This window comes from Mycobacterium sp. E2479, assembly GCF_001667925.1.
Taxonomy (GTDB): Bacteria; Actinomycetota; Actinomycetes; order Mycobacteriales; family Mycobacteriaceae; genus Mycobacterium.
Genome location: NZ_LZJR01000104.1, coordinates 1 through 5,071, shown reverse-complemented (window position 1 = coordinate 5,071; position 5,071 = coordinate 1). Strand labels below are relative to the sequence as shown.

The following is a 5,071-nucleotide window of genomic DNA, read 5'->3' as shown; positions in this document are numbered from 1 at the left end:
AAACTATCGGCCACCGCGCTCAGCGCCTTGCCGACGGACGAATCGGGTGCGCTGAGCACCAGTGGCGTGCCGGAATCGCCCGCGGCCACCAGCGCGGGATCCAGCGGGATCTGCCCCAGCAGAGGCACGTCGGCTCCGACCGCGCGGGAGAGCCGCTCGGCCACCTGCTGGCCACCGCCCTCACCGAACACCTGCAGCGTGGAGCCGTCGGGCAGGGTGAGTCCGGACATGTTCTCCACGACGCCGACGACACGTTGGCGGGTCTGCAGGGCGATGCTGCCGGCCCGCTCGGCAACCTCGGCCGCGGCCAGCTGCGGCGTCGTCACCACCAGGATCTCCGCGTTGGGGATCAACTGCGCCACCGAGATGGCGATGTCGCCGGTTCCCGGCGGCAGGTCGAGCAGCAGCACGTCCAGATCACCCCAGTAGACGTCGGCCAAGAACTGCTGCAGCGCGCGATGCAGCATCGGTCCGCGCCACACCACGGGGGTATTGCCCTCGGTGAACTGGGCGATGGAGATGACCCGCACGTCGTGGGCGATGGGCGGCAGGATCATCGACTCGACCTGGGTGGGCCGGTCGGTGGTGCCCATCATCCGGGGGATCGAATGGCCATGGATGTCGGCGTCCAGCACACCGACCGACAAGCCGCGGGTCGCCATCGCCGCCGCCAGATTGACCGTGACTGTGGACTTCCCGACGCCGCCCTTTCCGGACGCGACGGCGTAGACGCGGGTTAGCGAATTCGGTTGCGCGAACGGGATAATCGGCTCGCGGGCGTCGCCGCGCAACTGCTTGCGCAACTCGGTGCGCTGCTCGTCGTTCATCACGTCCAGGGTGACCTTGACCGCGCCGGTGCCCGGGACGTCAGCGACCGCCTGGCTTACGCGGTCGCTGATCTCGGTCTTCTTCGGGCAGCTGGCGGTGGTCAGGTAGATCGTGACATGGACCGCGCCATCGGACTCGGTGTCGATGCTCTTGACCATCCCGAGTTCTGTGATCGGACGCCGCAGTTCGGGGTCAATCACCTTGCCCAGGGCGGTGCGGATAGCCGCGCTCAGGTCGGCTGCCGAATCAGGAGAGTCATGGCGGGACATCACCGCCGAGTGTAGGCGTGCGCGAGGATGCGGTTTGGCGGCGACCCGCTGCGCGGGGCTAGCTGGCCGGACCGGGCCCCGGATGTTTTGGCTTGGGTGCGCCGAGCGCCGCGCCCGACGGTCCGGGGGACCTGGGCGCCGGGGCCGCCTGCGTGGGTCCGGCGGCCGGAGGCGTTGCCGCCGCGGCCGGGGGTGTCGGCGGTGGGCCGGCGTCCGGAGCGGGCGCTCCGAACGGCGCCGGCGCCGCGGGCGCTCCGAACGGCGCCGGCGCCGGGGGCGCGAACGGCGGCGGCGCGGGGGGCGCGAACGGCGGTGGAGGCGCGAACGGCTGCGACGGACCCGCGGGCGGCGTGTTCTGCGAGCCGATGCAGATCACCGTGCAACCGGGAACCCGGGCCGGCGCCTGCTGAGGTGTTGGTGTCATCCACGGGAACATCGGCTGGGAACCGGGGAGCCCCGGGCTGCTCAAGTCGATCAGCGGAACACGAGCCAGCGGGTCGTCGAGCGGCAGGCCGTTGATGTTCATCGGCAGGTTGGGGCCGAGCCCTTCGGCGTGCTCGAGGTGCGCGTCACCCAGCGGCGGCGGTGGTCCGGTCATCGGCGGTAGGTCGACCGGCACGACGCCTGTGGCGTAGGCCGCCGCCCAGCCCAACACGTTCTGCGCGTAGGGCATCGAGTTGTTGTAGCGCAGGATCGCGGTCAAGACTTGTGACTGCTCGCGCAGGTTGAGCCCGCCGCTGCACAAGTACCGGGCGGCCGCCAGGGTGGAGTCGAAAATGTTCTGCGGATCCGCCACGCCGTCGCCCTTGCCATCGGAGGCGTAACGCGCCCACGTCCCTGGCAGGAACTGCATCGGCCCCATCGCGCGGGCGTAGGTGACGCGGTTGCCCGCGCTGCTCTGAATGATGGTCTCGTTGCCGGGCAGCGAACCGTCCAGGGACGGGCCGTAAATCGGGCTGATTGCGGTGCCGCGTGAGTCGACCGCACCGCCGCCCGCGTGGCCCGATTCGATGCGCCCGATCCCGGCCAACAGGTTCCAGCTGACGCCGCAGCCCGGCGCCGCGACGGCCATCTTCTGTTCTGCATTGCGGTACGCGGCCAGCGCGATGCTTGGAATGCCCAGTGCGCCACGCGCGTTCACGATCATCGCCGGCGGCGGGGCGGACAACGCGGGCTCGGCGACGTGAAATGCGCTGGGACCGCGGTCCATCGCGACCACGGCGGGGCCGGTGAGGTCGGGGAAGCTCGGTGAGACCGCGGCCACCGGGGTGACGGCGGCATGCCTCGAGGGCATTCGCACCGGAAGCGAAGGGGACGCTGCGCTGACCGCCCCCGCGAAGACCAAAGGAGTGATCATTGCCACGCCGAAAATCGGCTTGCGCGTGTTCCGAAGTGCTCGCTGCCGTACAGACGCGGCGGCGGGGCTTTCACCCCGGCTTCCCCCTATGCGCACTCGACCGTCCTAGATATGTGAGCTGGGTCCACTTTCTGTTGGCTCGGTGAACCAGATCACCATACATAACTCTTGTGACACGAGTGGCGCAATGGTCGAAATGGTTCTCACCTGGATTTCTTAGCCGTGCGCTCAAGGGAGTCGCCGCCATGAATCGGGTCGGCACCTGCGGTTTCCGCCCGCAATTTAGCCAAAAATTCGCGCAAGTCATCGAACTCGTGGCGCAGGTACTCACGCGTCACCATCTCGCCGACGGCCAGCCGCACGGCGGCTAGTTCGCGGGCCAAGTACTCGGTGTCGGCCTTGGTCTGGGCCGCGCGGCGACGGTCGTCTTCAAGTGCGACGCGGTCTCGATTCTCCTGACGGTTCTGGGCCAGCAGGATCAGCGGCGCCGCGTAGGCCGCCTGCGTGGAGAAGGCCAGATTCAGCAAGATGAACGGATAGGGGTCCCAGCGCAGCCCGACCGCGAACAGGTTCAGCGCGATCCACACTATGACCACGATCGTCTGTAGCAGTAGGTACCGGCCGGTGCCGAAGAAGCGTGCGATCGACTCTGTGAACTGTCCGACGGTTTCGGGATCCAGCCGCGGGGAGTACCTGCGGGATGTTCGCGGCGTGTAGAGCCCCCGCGGAGCCGTGGACTTGCTCACGAGGGCCCTCCCATTCCTTCGAGCCGGCCGGCGGTGTCGAGTTCCTGCATGTCCACCCGCCAATCGTGCGGCAGCAGGTGATCGAGCAGGTCGTCGACGGTGACCGCCCCCAACAGATGGTTCTCGTCATCGACCACGGGCCCGCACACCAGGTTGTACGCGGCGAGGTAGCGGGTCACCGAGACCAGCGGTGTCTCCGGCGTCAACGTCAGCAGGTCGCTGTCCACGATCCCGCCGACCAGTTCCCCGGGTGCCTCGCGCAGGAGTCGCTGCAGTGTCACACAACCCAGGTAACGCCCGGTGGGGGTGGCCGTGGGCGGACGCACCACGAACACCATGGACGACAGCGCGGTGCTGAGGTCGGGATCGCGGACGCGGGCCAGCGCCTCGGCGACAGCCGTGTCGGCGGTCAGCACCACCGGGTCCGAAGTCATCAAGCCGCCCGCGGTGTCGGGTGAGTGGGTGAGCAGCCGGCGCACCGAGGCCGAATCCCCGGGATCCATGCGGGTCAGCAGGATCTCGGCGTCGGTTGGATTCAGCACGCCGAGCAGGTCGGCGGCGTCGTCGGGATCCATCTCCTCGAGCACGTCGGCGGATCGCTCGGTACCCAGCTGCGACAGCACGTCGGCCTGATCCAGCTCGGGCAGTTCCTGCAAGATGTCGGCCAACCGGTCATCGTTGAGCGCCTTGAGCACCTCGTAGCGCCGTTTCGGCGGCAACCCCCGGATTGCGTCGGCCACGTCGACAGGTTTGCGGCCCTCGAACTGGTCGAGCAGTTGCGCCACACCTTGGCCCGGCAGCGCCAGGGCCGAAGGTGTCAAGCCTTGCACGTTGTGCCAGTCGACGACGTGAACCGGGCCCCGCCGTCCCAGCCGGCGTTGGCTGCGCACGGCGACCCGGCTCACCATCCAGTCCCGCGTTCGGGTCTGCTCGATGCCCAGGTCGGTGACCACCACGTCCAGGCCGGCCAACTCGGGCAGTTCGGGGTCGTTGACCTTGACGACGGTGTCGAGTACCTGGCCGATCGCCAGCACCTCCCCGGGCCGCTGGACGAAATGACGCAAGGACACGTTGCCCGTGCTCAACGTCACGGCGTTGGGCTCGATGGAGGCGACGCGCAAGATCGGGATGAAGATGCTGCGGCGCGTCGCGAGGTCGACTACCAAGCCGAGTACTCGCGGTTGTTGGCGAACGATGCTGATGCTGATCACGACATCGCGCACTCGCCCGACGGATTCGCCTAGCGGACCCAGCACCAACATCCGCGACAGCCGCGCGACGTACACCCTGTTGACCGATCCCATGGGAGTAGAGCCTAGGCAGCCGTCGGTCCGATGGCAGACAACCCGGGCCGGCCGGGGGCCTGATGCGTGGCGACCCGCTGCGCGCCGGGCTGCGCCGTGCTTGCGATCGCCTGGGGGGCCTGATGCCTAACGCGTGTGCATCGCGAAGAGCAGGAACACCAAAGATACGCCCAGCGTGGCGATTCCGATGACGATGCCCGCGACCGCTAGACCAAAGCCGTCCTGCCCCGTCCGCTTGACCTGTCTTATGGCGATCGCGCCCAGGACGATCGCCACGATCGATCCAATGCAGCACAGCAGGCCGGTGAACGACGAGATGAGCGAGGCGATCGCCAGCGCGTTCGTCCCGGCTTTCTGTGGCGGCGCAGATCCATAGCCGCCGTAATCGGGCGTCGAATAGTAAGCGCCCTGGTAATCCGGCGTTGGGTAGTAGCCGCCCGGATGAGCGGGAGGCCCATAGATGGGTGGGCCGCCGCCGGGCTCGCACGGATAGGCGGGAGCGCCATAGCCGGGCGGCTGCTCGTATCCGGGCGGGGGAGCTACGGGCGGCGGGTAGCCGGATGCGTA

The 5,071-nt window shown here is 68.5% G+C and carries 5 protein-coding genes; all 5 read right to left on the bottom strand.

The window, feature by feature from the left end:
* The coding region (locus A5686_RS16635; protein ID WP_156750112.1) for an Mrp/NBP35 family ATP-binding protein at positions 1-1,097 on the bottom strand (1,097 nt) is incomplete at its 3' end.
* A 58-nt stretch (positions 1,098-1,155) separates the two neighbouring features.
* On the bottom strand, positions 1,156-2,550 hold the full coding sequence (locus A5686_RS16630) for a lytic transglycosylase domain-containing protein (RefSeq protein ID WP_197520603.1): 1,395 nt from the start codon (positions 2,548-2,550) through the stop codon (positions 1,156-1,158).
* A 107-nt stretch (positions 2,551-2,657) separates the two neighbouring features.
* Positions 2,658-3,200: a DUF1003 domain-containing protein gene (locus tag A5686_RS16625; protein ID WP_067936403.1), complete on the bottom strand. Its 543-nt coding sequence runs from the start codon at positions 3,198-3,200 to the stop codon at positions 2,658-2,660.
* Positions 3,197-4,504 carry a magnesium transporter MgtE N-terminal domain-containing protein gene (locus tag A5686_RS16620; RefSeq protein ID WP_067936400.1) on the bottom strand — a complete coding sequence of 436 codons (1,308 nt, stop codon included), beginning with the start codon at positions 4,502-4,504 and terminating at the stop codon, positions 3,197-3,199. The genes A5686_RS16625 and A5686_RS16620 overlap by 4 nt, the downstream gene beginning before the upstream one ends.
* 126 nt (positions 4,505-4,630) lie before the next feature.
* A partial coding sequence (locus tag A5686_RS16615; RefSeq protein WP_067936397.1) for a DUF4190 domain-containing protein occupies positions 4,631-5,071 on the bottom strand: 441 nt, incomplete at its 5' end.

Coding starts and splice junctions, on each gene's coding strand:
- A5686_RS16620 (WP_067936400.1), bottom strand. CDS start 4,504: ATGGGATCGGTCAACAGGGTGTACGTCGCGCGGCTGTCGCGGATGTTG.